Here is a 16,175-nt window from a genome sequence, read left to right as displayed (position 1 = left end):
TCTGGATTGAGGTGAAAAGCCCGCGATGAACAAAGAAATTTTGGCTGTTGTTGAAGCCGTCTCCAACGAGAAATCACTGCCGCGTGAGAAGATTTTCGAAGCGCTGGAAAGTGCACTGGCTACAGCAACCAAGAAAAAATACGAACAAGAGATCGATGTTCGCGTAGAAATCGATCGTAAAAGCGGTGACTTCGATACATTCCGTCGTTGGGTAATCGTTGAAGAAGTGACCCAGCCGACCAAAGAGATCACGCTGGAAGCGGCGCGTTATGAAGACGAAAGTCTGAACGTGGGTGAATACGTTGAAGATCAGATTGAATCTGTGACCTTCGACCGTATCACGACCCAGACCGCTAAACAGGTTATCGTGCAGAAAGTTCGCGAAGCCGAGCGCGCGCTGGTTGTCGATCAGTTCCGCGATCAGGAAGGCGAAATCATCACCGGCGTGGTGAAGAAAGTGAATCGCGACAACATCTCTCTGGAGATCAAATCCGAAGGGATGCCGGGTAACGCTGAAGCCGTAATCCTGCGCGAAGACATGCTGCCGCGTGAAAACTTCCGTCCAGGCGACCGTATCCGTGGTGTTCTGTACGCCGTGCGTCCTGAAGCGCGTGGTGCACAGCTGTTCGTGACCCGTTCTAAACCAGAAATGCTGGTTGAACTGTTCCGTATCGAAGTGCCGGAAATCGGTGAAGAAGTTATTGAGATCAAAGCGGCGGCTCGCGATCCGGGTTCCCGTGCGAAAATCGCGGTGAAAACCAACGACAAGCGTATCGACCCGGTCGGTGCTTGCGTCGGTATGCGCGGCGCGCGTGTTCAGGCGGTTTCGACCGAACTGGGCGGCGAGCGTATCGATATCGTTCTGTGGGACGACAACCCGGCGCAGTTCGTGATCAACGCAATGGCTCCGGCTGATGTAGCGTCTATCGTTGTTGACGAAGACAAACACACCATGGATATCGCTGTAGAAGCGGGCAACCTGGCGCAGGCGATTGGCCGTAACGGTCAGAACGTACGTCTGGCGTCACAGCTGAGCGGCTGGGAACTCAACGTGATGACCGTTGACGACCTGCAGGCTAAGCATCAGGCTGAAGCCCATGCGGCGATCGATACCTTCACTAAATACCTCGATATTGACGAAGATTTCGCCACTGTTCTGGTTGAAGAAGGTTTCTCTACGCTGGAAGAACTGGCCTATGTGCCAATGAAAGAGCTGCTGGAAATTGACGGTCTGGATGAACAGACTGTTGAAGCCCTGCGTGAACGCGCTAAAAACGCACTGACCACCCTGGCACTGGCTCAGGAAGAAAGCCTTGGCGATAAGAAGCCGGCTGATGACCTGCTGAATCTGGAAGGTCTTGATCGTGCGATTGCGTTCAAGCTGGCTGCCCGTGGTGTTTGTACGCTGGAAGATCTCGCTGAGCAAGGCGTTGATGACCTGGCTGATATCGAAGGTTTAACCGACGAGAAAGCCGGCGAGCTCATCATGGCCGCACGTAATATTTGCTGGTTCGGCGACGAAGCGTAATAAACTGTAGCAGGAAGGAACAGCATGACTGATGTAACTGTAAAATCGCTGGCTGCTGAGATTCAGACCTCCGTGGACCGCCTGGTACAGCAATTTGCTGATGCAGGGATCCCGAAGTCCGCTGATGACTCGGTGACCGCGCAAGAAAAACAAACCTTGTTAACGCACCTGAACCGTGAACACGGCTCTACGCCTGACAAGTTAACGCTGCAGCGCAAAACGCGTAGCACGTTAAACATCCCTGGTACCGGTGGCAAAAGTAAATCGGTACAAATTGAAGTCCGCAAGACGCGCACCTTTGTAAAACGTGATCCGCAAGAGGCAGAACGCCTTGCTGCGGAAGAGCAGGCACAGCGTGAAGCGGAAGAACAAGCTCAGCGTGCGGCGGAAGCAACCGCCAAACGTGAAGCAGAATTAAAAGCTGAACGTGAGGCCGCAGAAAAAGCGAAACGCGACGCAAGTGATAAAGTGAAGCGTGACGCTGCGGAAAAAGACAAAGTGAGCAATCAACAGACAGACGAAATGACCAAAACCGCCCAGGCTGAAAAAGCCCGCCGTGAAAATGAAGCTGCCGAGCTGAAGCGTAAAGCGGAAGAAGAAGCCCGCCGTAAGCTGGAAGAAGAAGCTCGCCGTGTTGCTGAAGAAGCGCGCCGTATGGCAGAAGAAAACGAGAAGAATGGCGTGAATACCGCTGAAACGACTGAAGACACCAGCGACTATCATGTGACCACTTCTCAGCACGCGCGTCAGGCTGAAGACGACAACGACCGTGAAGTTGAAGGCGGCCGTGGCCGTGGTCGCAACACCAAAGCCGCGCGTCCAGCGAAAAAAGGTAACAAGCACGCTGAATCTAAAGCTGACCGTGAAGAAGCGCGTGCAGCCGTTCGCGGTGGTAAAGGCGGCAAGCGTAAAGGTTCCGCTCTGCAGCAGGGCTTCCAGAAGCCAGCTCAGGCCGTTAACCGTGACGTTGTGATTGGTGAAACCATCACCGTTGGCGATCTGGCTAACAAGATGGCCGTTAAAGGCTCTCAGGTCATCAAAGCGATGATGAAGCTGGGTGCAATGGCGACCATCAACCAGGTCATCGACCAGGAAACCGCACAGCTGGTTGCTGAAGAGATGGGCCACAAAGTTATCCTGCGTCGTGAAAACGAGCTGGAAGAAGCAGTAATGAGCGACCGTGACACTGGCGCAGCGGCTGAACCGCGTGCACCTGTTGTGACCATCATGGGTCACGTTGACCACGGTAAAACCTCTCTGCTTGACTACATTCGCTCTACTAAAGTGGCATCCGGCGAAGCGGGTGGTATTACCCAGCACATCGGTGCTTACCATGTAGAAACCGAAAACGGCATGATCACCTTCCTGGATACCCCAGGCCACGCAGCGTTTACCTCAATGCGTGCTCGTGGTGCTCAGGCAACGGATATCGTTGTACTGGTTGTTGCGGCAGACGATGGCGTGATGCCACAGACCATTGAAGCTATCCAGCACGCAAAAGCGGCGCAGGTACCTCTGGTTGTTGCAGTCAACAAAATCGATAAGCCAGAAGCCGATATGGATCGCGTGAAGAACGAACTGTCTCAGTACGGCGTTATGCCGGAAGAGTGGGGCGGTGAAGCACAGTTCATCCCAGTATCTGCAAAAGCGGGTACCGGTATTGACGACCTGCTGAACGCTATCCTGCTGCAGGCTGAAGTTCTGGAGCTCAAAGCGGTTCGTAAAGGTATGGCAAGCGGCGCGGTTATCGAATCTTTCCTGGATAAAGGTCGTGGTCCGGTTGCAACCGTTCTGGTTCGCGAAGGCACGCTGAACAAAGGCGACATCGTTCTGTGTGGCTTCGAATACGGCCGCGTTCGTGCGATGCGTAACGAACTGGGTCAGGAAGTCCTGGAAGCGGGTCCGTCCATTCCAGTGGAAATCCTGGGCCTGTCCGGTGTTCCGGCTGCCGGTGACGAAGTGACCGTTGTGCGTGACGAGAAGAAAGCGCGCGAAGTTGCACTGTATCGTCAGGGTAAATTCCGTGAAGTTAAACTGGCTCGTCAGCAGAAATCTAAACTCGAGAACATGTTCGCGAACATGACCGAGGGCGAAGTTCACGAAGTGAACGTTGTTCTGAAAGCTGACGTTCAGGGTTCTGTGGAAGCGATCTCCGACTCCTTGCTGAAACTGTCTACCGACGAAGTGAAAGTGAAGATCATCGGTTCTGGGGTAGGTGGTATCACCGAAACCGACGCAACCCTGGCTGCTGCCTCTAACGCTATCCTGGTTGGCTTCAACGTTCGTGCGGATGCGTCTGCGCGTAAAGTGATTGAAGCTGAAAGCCTGGATCTGCGCTACTACTCCGTCATCTATAACCTGATCGACGAAGTGAAAGCAGCGATGAGCGGCATGCTGTCTCCTGAGCTGAAACAGCAGATCATCGGTCTGGCTGAAGTACGTGACGTGTTCAAATCACCGAAATTCGGTGCGATCGCGGGCTGTATGGTTACCGAAGGTAACATCAAGCGTCACAACCCAATCCGCGTACTGCGTGACAACGTGGTTATCTACGAAGGCGAGCTGGAATCCCTGCGCCGCTTCAAAGATGACGTTAACGAAGTCCGTAACGGCATGGAATGTGGTATCGGCGTGAAGAACTACAACGACGTTCGCGTTGGCGATATGATCGAAGTGTTCGAGATCATCGAAATTCAGCGTACCATCGCTTAATTACCGATTGTAAGCCGGGATCGCCTCGCGCCACCCGGCAATAATTTTAAAAGGGGCTTTTAGCCCCTTTTTTGTCTGGAGAATTTATTATGGCGAAAGAATTCGGTCGCCCTCAGCGCGTAGCGCAGGAAATGCAAAAAGAGATCGCACTCATTCTGCAACGTGAAATTAAAGACCCGCGTATTGGTATGATGACCACCGTGTCTGGCGTTGAGATGTCCCGCGATCTGGCTTATGCCAAAGTGTTCGTGACTTTCCTGAACGATCAGGACGAAGCCGCGGTGAAAAACGGCATTAAAGCGCTGCAGGAAGCATCTGGTTTCATCCGCTCTCTGCTCGGCAAAGCGATGCGTCTGCGTATCGTGCCTGAGCTGACCTTCTTCTACGATAACTCGCTGGTAGAAGGTATGCGCATGTCCAACCTGGTGACCAGCGTGGTGAAACATGACGATGAGCGTCGTGTGAACCCAGCGGACGACAGCAAGGAGGACTGATGAGTCGTCCTCGTCGTCGCGGTCGCGACGTGCATGGCGTACTGCTGCTGGATAAACCACAGGGCGCATCCAGCAACGACGTACTGCAAAAAGTGAAGCGTATTTTTAACGCTAACCGTGCGGGCCATACGGGCGCGCTGGATCCGCTGGCGACCGGTATGCTGCCGGTTTGCCTGGGAGAGGCGACAAAGTTCTCCCAGTATCTGCTGGATTCCGATAAGCGTTATCGCGTTATCGCTAAACTGGGCCAGCGCACGGATACCTCCGACGCGGATGGCCAGGTCGTGGAAGAGCGCCCGGTGACCTTCAGCGCAGAGCAGCTTGATGCGGCGCTGGAAAGCTTCCGTGGTGACACGATGCAGGTGCCGTCGATGTATTCGGCGCTGAAATATCAGGGCAAGAAGCTCTACGAATATGCGCGCCAGGGCATCGACGTTCCGCGTGAAGCCCGTCCGATTACCGTGTATGAACTGCTGTTCATTCGACATGAAGGCGATGAGCTGGAGCTGGAAGTACACTGTTCGAAAGGCACCTATATTCGTACCATCATCGATGACCTCGGTGAAAAGCTGGGCTGCGGGGCGCATGTGATTTACTTGCGTCGTCTGGCTGTCAGCAAGTATCCGGTCGAACGCATGGTGACGCTTGAGCATCTTCGCGAGCTGGTTGAACAGGCGGAAGTGCAGGGAATAGCGCCAGCAGAATTGCTGGATCCCTTGCTGATGCCAATGGACAGTCCGGCGGCGGACTTCCCGATCGTTAATCTTCCTTTAACATCGTCCGTTTACTTTAAGAACGGCAACCCGGTTCGTACGGCGGATGCGCCGCTTGAAGGGCTGGTACGCGTGACGGAAGGTGACGACGGGAAATTCATCGGTATGGGCGAAATGGACGGTGAAGGGCGCGTTGCGCCGCGTCGTCTGGTCGTCGAGTATCCGATCGAAGCGTGACGGCGATAACACCTCACCTTGCGATAAGCAGGGGAGACGAGTAGAATATCGCCGCTTAACGATCTGCAAATTGTTTAACAATGTGTTAGTCGTATACTGGGATTGCTGAATTAGAGATCGGCATCCTTACATTCTTTATATTCTGGAGTTTGAAAATGTCTCTAAGCGTTGAAGCTAAAGCTAAAATCGTTTCTGAGTTTGGTCGTGGTACTAACGACAGCGGTTCTACCGAAGTTCAGGTTGCACTGCTGACTGCACAGATTAACCACCTGCAGGGTCACTTTGCAGAGCACAAAAAAGATCACCACAGCCGTCGTGGTCTGCTGCGTATGGTTTCTCAGCGTCGTAAACTGCTCGACTACCTGAAACGTAAAGATGTTGCACGTTACACCGCGCTGATCGAGCGTCTGGGTCTGCGTCGCTAAGTCTTGCGAGTTTCAGAAAAGGGGGCCTGATGGCCCCTTTTTTCAACCAGACGGCAGCAATTCACTGGAAACTATTGTATTGTTGCTATAAATGATCTTCATTGCAGAGGTTCGCGCGGCTAATGAGAGGCTTCACCCAAGGGGGTGTCGGTTGTCATTAGTCGCGAGGATGCGAAGAAGGTCGGGTTAAATCGTCAGCACACCTGTGGTGTGCTGTCATACATTTAAGAAAGGACAGAACTTTGCTGAATCCGATAGTTCGTAAATTCCAGTATGGTCAACATACCGTCACGCTGGAAACCGGCATGATGGCACGTCAGGCTACTGCTGCCGTTATGGTAAGCATGGATGACACCGCGGTATTCGTTACCGTTGTTGGCCAGAAAAAAGCTAAACCAGGTCAGGACTTCTTCCCGCTGACCGTTAACTACCAGGAGCGTACCTACGCTGCCGGTAAAATCCCGGGTGGTTTCTTCCGTCGTGAAGGCCGTCCAAGCGAAGGCGAAACCCTGATCGCGCGTCTGATTGATCGCCCGGTTCGTCCACTGTTCCCGGAAGGCTTCGTTAACGAAGTACAGGTTATCGCGACCGTTGTTTCCGTTAACCCACAGGTTAACCCGGACATCGTTGCTATGATCGGCGCATCCGCTGCCCTGTCACTGTCTGGTATTCCATTCAATGGCCCAATCGGTGCCGCGCGCGTTGGCTACATCAACGACCAGTATGTGCTGAACCCAACCCAGGAAGAGCTGAAAGAAAGTAAGCTGGACCTGGTGGTTGCCGGTACTGAAGCAGCGGTTCTGATGGTTGAATCCGAAGCTGAACTGCTGAGCGAAGACCAGATGCTGGGCGCTGTGGTATTTGGCCACGACCAGCAGCAGATCGTTATCCAGAACATCAACGACCTGGTGAAAGAAGCCGGTAAACCACGTTGGGACTGGCAGCCAGAAGCGGTTAACGACGCGCTGAATGCACGCGTTGCTGCACTGGCAGGCGCACGTCTGAGCGATGCATACCGCATCACCGACAAACAAGAGCGTTACGCTCAGGTTGACGTCATCAAATCTGAAACCATCGCGACGCTGTTGGCTGAAGATGAATCCCTGGACGCTAACGAGCTGAGCGAAATTCTGCACGCTATCGAGAAAAACACCGTTCGTAGCCGCGTACTGGCAGGCGAACCGCGTATCGATGGCCGCGAAAAAGACATGATCCGTGGTCTGGACGTTCGTACTGGCGTACTGCCTCGTACTCACGGTTCCGCACTGTTCACCCGTGGCGAAACGCAGGCGCTGGTTACCGCGACCCTGGGTACCGCACGTGACGCACAGAACATCGACGAACTGATGGGCGAGCGTACTGACAGCTTCCTGTTCCACTACAACTTCCCTCCGTACTCCGTAGGTGAGACCGGTATGGTTGGCTCGCCGAAGCGTCGTGAAATTGGTCACGGTCGTCTGGCGAAGCGCGGCGTACTGGCAGTGATGCCAGAAGCTGACAAATTCCCGTACACCGTGCGTGTGGTTTCTGAAATCACCGAATCTAACGGTTCTTCTTCCATGGCTTCCGTGTGTGGTGCCTCTCTGGCGCTGATGGATGCAGGCGTACCAATCAAAGCCGCTGTGGCTGGTATCGCTATGGGTCTGGTGAAAGAAGGCGACAACTTTGTTGTTCTGTCTGACATCCTGGGCGACGAAGACCACCTGGGCGATATGGACTTCAAAGTCGCGGGTTCCCGCGAAGGTATCTCTGCGCTGCAGATGGATATCAAAATTGAAGGTATCACCAAAGAGATCATGCAGGTTGCTCTGAACCAGGCTAAAGGTGCGCGTCTGCACATCCTGGGCGTGATGGAACAGGCGATTAACGCGCCACGTGGCGACATTTCTCAGTTCGCTCCGCGTATCCACACCATCAAGATCAATCCAGACAAGATCAAAGACGTTATCGGTAAGGGCGGTTCCGTAATCCGTGCGCTGACCGAAGAGACTGGCACCACGATCGAAATCGAAGATGACGGTACTGTGAAGATCGCAGCAACCGACGGCGAAAAAGCGAAATTCGCTATCCGCCGCATCGAAGAGATCACTGCAGAGATCGAAGTGGGCCGTATCTATGCCGGTAAAGTGACCCGTATCGTTGACTTTGGTGCATTCGTTGCCATCGGTGGCGGTAAAGAAGGTCTGGTTCACATCTCTCAGATCGCTGACAAGCGCGTTGAGAAAGTGACCGATTACCTGCAGATGGGTCAGGAAGTGCCGGTTAAGGTTCTGGAAGTTGACCGTCAGGGCCGTATCCGTCTGAGCATTAAAGAAGCAACCGAGCAGTCTCCTGCCGCTGCGCCAGAAGCGCCAGCCGCAGAACAAGGCGAGTAAGGTAGCATTTGCCCTCCGCTTCGGCGGAGGGTTTATTATCAGGCAGGACGCCTTGTTAAGCCGCCGGGGGACAGGACGTTCATCCAATAGTTGTCTTCGGGAGTGGGAAATGAAGCCTTTTTTGCGCTGGTGTTTCGTTGCGACAGCTTTAACGCTGGCAGGATGCAGCAACTCTGCCTGGCGTAAGAGCGAAGTCCTCGCAGTGCCATTGCAACCGACTTTGCAGCAGGAAGTGATTCTGGCACGCATGGAACAAATTCTTGCCAGTCGGGCTTTAACCGATGACGAACGCGCACAGCTTTTATATGAGCGCGGAGTGTTGTATGATAGTCTCGGTCTGAGGGCATTAGCGCGGAATGATTTTTCACAAGCGCTGGCAATTCGACCTGATATGCCTGAAGTATTCAATTACTTAGGCATTTACTTAACGCAGGCAGGCAATTTTGATGCTGCCTATGAAGCGTTTGATTCTGTACTTGAGCTTGATCCAACTTACAACTACGCGCACTTGAATCGCGGTATCGCATTGTATTACGGCGGTCGTGATAAGTTAGCGCAAGATGATCTGCTGGCGTTTTATCAAGACGATCCTAATGATCCTTTCCGCAGCCTGTGGCTTTACATCGTTGAGCAGAAGCTCGATGAGAAGCAGGCCAAAGAAGCACTGAAACAGCGCTTCGAGAAATCGGACAAGGAACAATGGGGATGGAACATTGTCGAGTTCTACCTGGGCAACATTAGCGAAGCAACGCTAATGGAACGCCTCAAGGCGGACGCAACGGATAACACCTCGCTCGCTGAGCATCTCAGTGAAACCAACTTCTATTTAGGTAAGTACTACCTAAGTCTGGGGGATATGGACAGCGCTACGGCACTGTTCAAATTAGCGGTTGCTAACAACGTACACAACTTCGTTGAGCACCGTTATGCATTGTTGGAATTATCGCTCTTGGGCCAGGAGCAAGACGACCTGGCAGAATCGGACCAGCAATAGCTGACGACATAAACATCAGCCCGTAATCTTTTGATTGCCATCACCTTAACTGGTGAGGGCGTTGTTGTTCGTCAATACACCTACTTTGAGCCGGTTCACACTTTCAATGAAAATTACCGAAAATTTTCACGATGAGTTATGTAGACTGGCCGCCATTAATATCGAGGCACTTGTACTACATGGCTGAATTCGAAACCACTTTTGCAGATCTGGGCCTGAAGGCTCCTATCCTTGAATCCCTTAACGATCTGGGTTACGAAAAACCATCTCCGATCCAGGCAGAATGCATACCGCATTTACTCGCCGGTCGTGACGTGCTGGGCATGGCCCAGACTGGTAGCGGAAAAACCGCAGCGTTCTCGCTGCCGCTGCTGAACAACATCGATCCGGACCTGCGTGCTCCGCAGATCCTCGTCCTGGCTCCAACCCGTGAACTGGCTGTTCAGGTTGCTGAAGCAATGACGGAATTCTCTAAACATATGCGCGGCGTAAACGTGGTAGCCCTGTACGGCGGCCAGCGTTATGACGTGCAGTTACGCGCCCTGCGCCAGGGCCCACAGATTGTCGTCGGTACGCCGGGTCGTCTGCTGGATCACCTGAAGCGCGGTACTCTGGACCTCTCTAAACTGAGCGGCCTGGTACTGGATGAAGCAGATGAAATGCTGCGTATGGGCTTCATCGAAGACGTCGAAACCATCATGGCGCAGATCCCGGAAGGTCATCAGACCGCTCTGTTCTCAGCAACCATGCCAGAAGCTATCCGTCGCATTACCCGCCGCTTCATGAAAGAGCCGCAGGAAGTGCGTATTCAGTCCAGCGTGACCACTCGCCCGGACATCAGCCAGAGCTACTGGTCTGTGTACGGCATGCGCAAAAACGAAGCGCTGGTACGTTTCCTGGAAGCAGAAGATTTTGATGCGGCGATCATCTTCGTTCGTACCAAAAACGCGACCCTGGAAGTGGCTGAAGCCCTGGAGCGTAGCGGCTACAACAGCGCAGCGCTGAACGGCGACATGAACCAGGCCCTGCGTGAGCAGACTCTGGAGCGTCTGAAAGACGGTCGTCTGGATATCCTGATTGCAACCGACGTGGCAGCACGTGGTCTGGACGTTGAGCGTATCAGCCTGGTTGTTAACTACGACATCCCAATGGACTCTGAGTCTTACGTTCACCGTATCGGTCGTACCGGTCGTGCGGGTCGTGCGGGCCGTGCGCTGCTGTTCGTTGAGAACCGCGAGCGTCGTCTGCTGCGTAACATTGAACGCACCATGAAGCTGACCATTCCAGAAGCTGACCTGCCAAACGCAGATCTGCTGGGCAAACGCCGCCTGGAAAAATTCGCCGCGAAAGTCCAGCAGCAGCTGGAAAGCAGCGATCTGGATCAGTACCGTGCGCTGCTGTCGCAGATTCAGCCTACCGCTGAAGGCGAAGAGCTGGATATGGAAACCCTGGCTGCAGCACTGCTGAAAATGGCTCAGGGCGAACGTAGCCTGATCGTGCCACCAGATGCGCCAATGCGTCCTAAGCGTGAATTCCGTGACCGTGACGATCGTTTCGAACGTCGTGGCGACCGTAATGACCGCAATGATCGTGGCCCACGCGGTGACCGTCCAGAGCGTGGTGGTGAAGACCGTCCACGTCGCGAGCGTCGTGACGCTGGCGAAATGGAACTGTACCGCATTGAAGTTGGCCGTGATGACGGTGTTGAAGTTCGTCATATCGTTGGCGCGATTGCAAACGAAGGCGACATCAGCAGCCGTTACATTGGTAACATCAAGCTGTTCGGTACTCACTCCACCATCGAACTGCCAAAAGGCATGCCGGGCGAAGTACTGCAGCACTTTACGCGTACTCGCATCCTGAACAAGCCGATGAACATGCAGCTGATGGGTGATGCACAGCCTCGCTCTGACCGCGGTGGCGAGCGTCGTGGCGGTGGCCGCAGCTTCGGTGGCGAACGTCGTGAAGGCGGTCGTAGCGAAGGTCGTGGTGAACCACGTCGTTTCTCCGGCGAACGCCGTGAAAGCCGTGGCCCACGTCGTGATGACAGCTCAAGCCGTCGCCGTGACGCGTAAGCCTTACGCCACTGACGTAAAGTAATATATACAGCCCCGATAATTGCTATCGGGGCTTTTTTTATTCCCTTTGTACTCCTGTACTGGTACAGTGCTGCACATTAAACTGCATACCACATTTTTGACTGGAGTAATGGCTGTATGGCGACACTAACCACCACCCAAACGTCACCCTCGCTGCTTGGCGGCGTGGTGATCATCGGCGGTACCATCATTGGTGCTGGGATGTTCTCCCTGCCAGTGGTCATGTCCGGTGCGTGGTTCTTCTGGTCGCTGGCGGCGCTGGTGTTCACCTGGTTCTGCATGCTCCACTCCGGGCTGATGATCCTTGAGGCGAACCTGAACTATCGCATTGGCTCCAGCTTCGACACCATTACCAAAGATCTGCTGGGCAAAGGCTGGAACCTGGTGAACGGGCTGTCCATCGCGTTTGTGCTCTACATCCTGACCTATGCGTATATCTCCGCGAGCGGTTCGATTCTGCACCACACTTTTGCTGAGATGTCGCTGAACGTTCCGGCGCGTCTGGCGGGGCTCTGCTTTGCACTGGGCGTGGCGTTTATCGTCTGGATGAGTACCAGGGCGGTGAGCCGCATGACGGCGATCGTGTTGGGCGCTAAAGTCATCACCTTCTTCCTGACCTTCGGCAGCCTGCTGGGGCACGTGACGCCCGCCACGCTGTTTAACGTCGCCGAAGTGAATACCTCCTACACGCCGTACCTGCTGATGACGCTGCCGTTCTGTCTGGCGTCGTTTGGCTACCACGGCAACGTGCCGAGCCTGATGAAGTACTACGGCAAAGATCCGCGCACCATTGTGAAGTGTCTGGTCTACGGTACGCTGCTGGCGCTGGGGCTGTACGTGATTTGGCTGCTGGGGACGATGGGCAACATCCCACGTCCAGAATTTATCGGCATTGCGCAGAAGGGCGGTAACATCGACGTGCTGGTGCAGGCCCTGAGCGGCGTGCTGAACAGCCGCAGCCTGGATCTGTTGCTGGTGGTCTTCTCTAACTTTGCGGTGGCGAGTTCATTCCTTGGCGTGACCCTGGGGCTGTTTGACTACCTGGCGGATCTGTTTGGCTTTGATGATTCTGCGATAGGGCGCTTCAAAACCGCGCTGCTGACCTTCCTGCCGCCGATTGTGGGTGGTCTGCTGTGGCCGAACGGTTTCCTGTACGCCATCGGCTATGCCGGACTGGCGGCAACCATCTGGGCGGCGATTGTGCCGGCGCTGCTGGCGCGTAAATCACGTAAACGCTTCGGCAGCCCGAAATTCCGCGTCTGGGGCGGCAAGCCGATGATTGCACTGATCCTGGTGTTTGGCGTTGGCAACGCGCTGGTACACGTGCTGTCGAGTTTTAACCTGTTGCCTGTTTACCATTAAACCGTGCGGCCTGATCCCCTCAGCCCGCCCTCTCCCGAAGGGAGAGGGAGAAAACCGTAGGCCGGATAAGGCGAAGCCGCCATCCGGCAAAAAACTACCCCACCAATTCTTCTTTCACCTGCATCGCCAGTTCAAACGAATGCAATCGCGCCTGATGATCGAAAATCTGGCCGTTAACCATGATTTCATCCGCCTGCGTTTCGCGCAGCACCGCGTCCAGCCCGTGACGCACTTTCGCTTTATCACCCACCAGCGACATGCTCAGCGCCTGCTGAACGCCATACTGCTCCGAGGCTGACCACAGCTGATGCATATTCTCCACCGGCGGCGGCAGCTGGCCCGTCTCACCGCGACGCAGCTTCACAAATGCCTGCTGCATGGAGGTAAACAGGAATTCCGCGTCGCGATTGCTGTCGGCGGCAATGATGTTGATACAGACCATCGCGTACGGCTTCTCCAGACGCTCGGACGGTTTGAAGTTCGTGCGGTAAAGATGCAACGCCTGATGCAGCATATCCGGTGCGAAGTGCGAGGCAAACGCGAACGGCAGCCCAAGCTGCGCGGCGAGCTGTGCGCTATACAGGCTTGATCCCAACAACCAAACCGGGATCTTCTCACCGTAGCCCGGGACCGGGCGCACGTGCGGGTTAGGATCGCGCGCGTCGAACCAGTCCACCAGCTCGGCCACGTCGCGCGGGAAGTTGTCGATATCGCCGCTCATATGGCGACGCAGGGCGCGCATGGTCGGCTGGTCGCTGCCGGGCGCGCGACCAAGGCCCAAATCAATACGCCCCGGATAGAGCGTATTCAGGGTGCCAAACTGCTCGGCAATCACCAGCGGGGCGTGGTTAGGCAGCATCACGCCGCCGGAGCCCAGGTGCAGGGTAGTCGTATTTGCCGCCAGATAGCCAATCAGTACCGAGGTGGCGGCGCTGGCGATGCCCACCATGTTGTGGTGCTCGGCCAGCCAGTAGCGGTGATAGCCACGCTTTTCGGCCAGTTGAGCGAGATCGAGAGAGTGCGAAAAGGCTTCTCGAGCCGAGGAGCCCTGAGGGATCGGCGCCAGATCCAGCACCGAAAACGGAATGGTTTTGTCAGTCATAACAGCTCACTTTGTCGACGGTGAATCTTTAATACTGCATTAAAAAATGATAACCGTTGTTAACAAAGTGAGCCTTTTTTACGCCTGTAGTTCCAGCCCGGCGAGACGTTTCCAGTAACCGTTGCAGTCGCTGTTTGCCGTCAGCGGCAGCGGAGCGGCGCCGTTTTCATTGGCGCGGAAGGCGTCCAGCATCGCGAACACGCCAGTATCGAGCGGCGACAGACGAACCATATCCACCAGACCGTCCATCGACGCCAGCTCGTTGCCGAGGTTATAAACATAGCCGCTCATGGTCTGAATGCCGTTGAGGACAAACACCTGCTGGTTTTCCTGCGACAGCATGCTGCGTCCGTTCGGGTACTTGATGCAGCAGGTTTCGCATTCGTCTTTCGGGCGGTCTTCCGAGCGCGCGGTAAAGCAGCGGGCGGAGTAGGCCAGCGGCAGATGCCCGTAGCTCAGCACTTCCACTTCAAACTGATTGCGAATGCCCAGCTCGTCGCACTGATTAAGCAGGTTTGCCAGCCAGTCGCGGGAGAGTTCAACCGGCATGCACCAGCGCGTCATCCCCTGCTTAAGCAGCAGGCGCAGGGTCACGGCGTTATAGCAGTTCAGGGCATGGCCCGCGACAAACGGCAGCTTGCGTTCAGTGCACATGTTCACCACGCCGAGATCGCTCGCTTCCAGCAGGAATTCGCCGTTTTCGACATAGCGCTTCAGCTCGCCCAGTTCGGAAGACGCCTGCACCAGCGCAAGCGTCGAGAGCACCACCTGCTTGCCGCTTCCGGCCAGGCTTTTCGCCATGTCCAGCCAGTCGCCCACTTTGGTGGCGCGGCGCTTGCTGCACACCGCTTCGCCGAGGTAAATCACATCGGCGCTGCTGGCGGCGGCCTGTTGGTAAAAATCTTCCAGCGTCTCTTTTGACCAGTAGTAGAGCACCGGTCCTAATGAATATTTCATGGTTATCTCACTGCCATTTACGGTGATACGCGCCAAGGGTGGTTTGCGTGCCTTCGGACATCGAACCGAGCGTCTCCATCCAGTTCGCCTGCGGAGCGTAGTTCTGCGGGTCCGCCATGCAGCGGTCGATGGCCTGACGCCATACTTTCGCCACCTGGCTCACGTAGGCCGGGCTGCGTTGGCGACCCTCGATTTTCACCGAGGCAATATTGGCCGCCAGCAGTTCCGGCAGCAGTTCCAGCGTGTTGAGGCTGGTGGGCTCCTCCAGCGCGTGGTAGCGCTCGCCGTCGACCAGGTAGCGGCCTTTGCATAGGGTTGGATAACCGGCGTTTTCACCGTCCTGATAGCGGTCAATCAGCACCTCATTCAGGCGAGACTCGAGCCCCTGAGGGGTCTGCTGCCAGCGAACAAAGCGGGCAGGGGAGCAGGCTCCGACGGTATTCGGCGATTCACCGGTTAAATAAGAGGAGAGATAGCAGCGGCCTTCGGCCATGATGCACAGGCTGCCAAAGGCAAAAACTTCCAGCGGCACTGGCGTGACGCGCGCGAGTTGCTTAACCTGATGAATAGAGAGCACGCGCGGCAGCACCACGCGGGCCACGTCGAAGTTTTGATGATAAAAACGCACGGCTTCTTCGTTGGTGGCGGATGCCTGAACAGAGACGTGGCGCTCAATATGCGGATAGCGTTCTGCTGCATACTCAAGCATGGCAAGGTCGGCCAGGATCAGTGCATCGGCACCCAGCTGTGCCGCCATGTCCACCGCGCGCTGCCAGCGGGCGTAGCCATCAGGATGGGCAAAGGTGTTGATGGCAATGTGCAGTTTGCGGCGGTGCTGATGAACGAAGTTAACGGCTTCCTGAAGCTTTTTCTCCGTAAAGTTGAGGCCAGCAAAATGGCGGGCATTGGTATCATCCTTTAGCCCGATATAGACCGCATCGGCCCCATTTTCGATGGCCGCCTTAAGCGCCGGAAGGTTTCCGGCAGGGCAGAGCAGCTCCATAATTTATCCTGATGTTCTCGATCGCTGGGATCGCAAAATTGTTAACGAGCTGGGATTTTAATTAACCCACAGGCGACAATTTTTGATTTAAGGCAGCTAATGGCGTATTGATGACACCAATAATGAGGTAAGCCGGACGACGGTTTGTTGATTTACGCCGCTATGTTCTGGAAT

The 16,175-nt window shown here is 55.0% G+C and carries 13 protein-coding genes; 10 read left to right on the top strand and 3 right to left on the bottom strand.

The annotated features are described in order from the left end of the window. Positions 1 to 25 precede the first annotated feature (25 nt). From nusA to mtr, 10 genes are all read left to right on the top strand, one after another. On the top strand, positions 26 to 1,528 hold the full coding sequence (gene nusA / locus ACOQH0_RS20230) for a transcription termination factor NusA (protein ID WP_089599826.1): 1,503 nt from the start codon (positions 26 to 28) through the stop codon (positions 1,526 to 1,528). A 24-nt stretch (positions 1,529 to 1,552) separates the two neighbouring features. Further along, positions 1,553 to 4,240, top strand: a complete 2,688-nt coding sequence (gene infB, locus ACOQH0_RS20225; RefSeq protein WP_089599828.1) for a translation initiation factor IF-2 — start codon at positions 1,553 to 1,555, stop codon at positions 4,238 to 4,240. Between the two features lie 89 nt (positions 4,241 to 4,329). Next, positions 4,330 to 4,734, top strand: coding sequence for a 30S ribosome-binding factor RbfA (gene rbfA / locus ACOQH0_RS20220; protein WP_010435986.1), 405 nt, complete (start codon positions 4,330 to 4,332; stop codon positions 4,732 to 4,734). After that, entirely contained in the window at positions 4,734 to 5,684 is a 951-nt protein-coding gene (gene truB / locus ACOQH0_RS20215; RefSeq protein ID WP_172701276.1) for a tRNA pseudouridine(55) synthase TruB, read from the top strand. Before rbfA ends, truB begins: the two co-directional genes overlap by 1 nt. Before the next feature lie 155 nt (positions 5,685 to 5,839). Continuing rightward, positions 5,840 to 6,109, top strand: a complete 270-nt coding sequence (gene rpsO / locus ACOQH0_RS20210; RefSeq protein WP_003861789.1) for a 30S ribosomal protein S15 — start codon at positions 5,840 to 5,842, stop codon at positions 6,107 to 6,109. 242 nt (positions 6,110 to 6,351) lie between these two features. Further along, complete coding sequence (gene pnp / locus ACOQH0_RS20205; RefSeq protein WP_089599830.1) at positions 6,352 to 8,484, top strand: polyribonucleotide nucleotidyltransferase; 2,133 nt, start codon at positions 6,352 to 6,354, stop codon at positions 8,482 to 8,484. 109 nt (positions 8,485 to 8,593) lie between these two features. After that, the gene (gene nlpI, locus ACOQH0_RS20200) at positions 8,594 to 9,478 is read left to right on the top strand and encodes a lipoprotein NlpI (protein WP_003861782.1); all 885 of its coding nucleotides are present in this window, start codon (positions 8,594 to 8,596) and stop codon (positions 9,476 to 9,478) included. A 106-nt stretch (positions 9,479 to 9,584) separates the two neighbouring features. Further along, positions 9,585 to 9,665: a protein YrbN gene (gene yrbN / locus ACOQH0_RS20195; protein ID WP_098946273.1), complete on the top strand. Its 81-nt coding sequence runs from the start codon at positions 9,585 to 9,587 to the stop codon at positions 9,663 to 9,665. Next, on the top strand, positions 9,658 to 11,553 hold the full coding sequence (locus ACOQH0_RS20190; protein WP_174340073.1) for a DEAD/DEAH family ATP-dependent RNA helicase: 1,896 nt from the start codon (positions 9,658 to 9,660) through the stop codon (positions 11,551 to 11,553). The genes yrbN and ACOQH0_RS20190 overlap by 8 nt, the downstream gene beginning before the upstream one ends. A 141-nt stretch (positions 11,554 to 11,694) precedes the next feature. Then, on the top strand, positions 11,695 to 12,939 hold the full coding sequence (mtr, locus tag ACOQH0_RS20185; protein ID WP_421511099.1) for a tryptophan permease: 1,245 nt from the start codon (positions 11,695 to 11,697) through the stop codon (positions 12,937 to 12,939). Positions 12,940 to 13,033: 94 nt separating this feature from the next. Here the strand turns inward: mtr and ACOQH0_RS20180 are convergent, their stop codons facing one another. From ACOQH0_RS20180 to ubiU, 3 genes are all read right to left on the bottom strand, one after another. Then, positions 13,034 to 14,041: a luciferase-like monooxygenase gene (locus tag ACOQH0_RS20180; RefSeq protein WP_047646424.1), complete on the bottom strand. Its 1,008-nt coding sequence runs from the start codon at positions 14,039 to 14,041 to the stop codon at positions 13,034 to 13,036. Between the two features lie 78 nt (positions 14,042 to 14,119). Further along, positions 14,120 to 14,998, bottom strand: coding sequence for a U32 family peptidase (locus tag ACOQH0_RS20175; RefSeq protein ID WP_421511098.1), 879 nt, complete (start codon positions 14,996 to 14,998; stop codon positions 14,120 to 14,122). A gap of 7 nt (positions 14,999 to 15,005) precedes the next feature. Continuing rightward, positions 15,006 to 16,001, bottom strand: a complete 996-nt coding sequence (gene ubiU / locus ACOQH0_RS20170) for a ubiquinone anaerobic biosynthesis protein UbiU (protein ID WP_421511097.1) — start codon at positions 15,999 to 16,001, stop codon at positions 15,006 to 15,008. Positions 16,002 to 16,175 lie beyond the last annotated feature (174 nt).

This window comes from Enterobacter sp. JS8-1, from assembly GCF_049187015.1.
GTDB classification, from domain to species: Bacteria; Pseudomonadota; Gammaproteobacteria; order Enterobacterales; family Enterobacteriaceae; genus Enterobacter; species Enterobacter mori.
The sequence above is the reverse complement of the archived record's forward strand: the minus strand, read 5'-3'. Positions and strand labels throughout refer to the sequence as shown.